Below are 1,344 nucleotides of genomic sequence, written 5' to 3' on the forward strand. Positions count from 1 at the left end.
CACCGGATTTATGCACCGGCTTACTACTTAATTTGATGCCTGGCAGTTCCCTACTCTCACATGGGGAGACCCCACACTACCATCGGCGCTACGGCGTTTCACTTCTGAGTTCGGCATGGGGTCAGGTGGGACCACCGCGCTAAAGCCGCCAGGCAAATTCTGTTAAATCTGTATCAGGCTGAAAATATCGTGTCTGTCTCTTCGCCAAAACACCTTCGGCGTTGTAAGGTTAAGCCTCACGGTTCATTAGTATCGGTTAGCTCAACGCATCGCTGCGCTTACACACCCGACCTATCAACGTCGTAGTCTTCAACGTTCCTTCAGGACCCTTAAAGGGTCAGGGAGAACTCATCTCGGGGCAAGTTTCGTGCTTAGATGCTTTCAGCACTTATCTCTTCCGCATTTAGCTACCGGGCAATGCCATTGGCATGACAACCCGAACACCAGTGATGCGTCCACTCCGGTCCTCTCGTACTAGGAGCAGCCCCCCTCAATTCTCCAACGCCCACGGCAGATAGGGACCGAACTGTCTCACGACGTTCTAAACCCAGCTCGCGTACCACTTTAAATGGCGAACAGCCATACCCTTGGGACCTACTTCAGCCCCAGGATGTGATGAGCCGACATCGAGGTGCCAAACACCGCCGTCGATATGAACTCTTGGGCGGTATCAGCCTGTTATCCCCGGAGTACCTTTTATCCGTTGAGCGATGGCCCTTCCATTCAGAACCACCGGATCACTATGACCTGCTTTCGCACCTGCTCGCGCCGTCACGCTCGCAGTCAAGCTAGCTTATGCCTTTGCACTAACCTCCTGATGTCCGACCAGGATTAGCTAACCTTCGTGCTCCTCCGTTACTCTTTGGGAGGAGACCGCCCCAGTCAAACTACCCACCAGACACTGTCCGCAACCCGGGTAACGGGTCCACGTTAGAACACCAGCCATTAAAGGGTGGTATTTCAAGGTTGGCTCCACGCGAACTGGCGTCCACGCTTCAAAGCCTCCCACCTATCCTACACATCAAGGACCAGTGTTCAGTGTCAAGCTATAGTAAAGGTTCACGGGGTCTTTCCGTCTTGCCGCGGGTACACTGCATCTTCACAGCGAGTTCAATTTCACTGAGTCTCGGGTGGAGACAGCCTGGCCATCATTACGCCATTCGTGCAGGTCGGAACTTACCCGACAAGGAATTTCGCTACCTTAGGACCGTTATAGTTACGGCCGCCGTTTACCGGGGCTTCGATCAAGAGCTTCGCCGCGGGTAACCCCATCAATTAACCTTCCGGCACCGGGCAGGCGTCACACCGTATACGTCCACTTTCGTGTTTGCACAGTGCTGTGTC

Annotated in this window: 2 rRNA genes; both read right to left on the minus strand. The window is 54.0% G+C overall.

Annotated elements, in window-relative coordinates:
* Nucleotides 1–37: 37 nt before the first annotated feature.
* Nucleotides 38–153: ribosomal RNA gene (gene rrf, locus ACWGJ5_RS46560) — 5S ribosomal RNA — on the minus strand.
* 72 nt (nucleotides 154–225) lie between these two features.
* A 23S ribosomal RNA gene (locus tag ACWGJ5_RS46565) occupies nucleotides 226–1,344 on the minus strand; the annotation flags it as partial.

Source organism: Streptomyces sp. NPDC054783 (assembly GCF_053611725.1).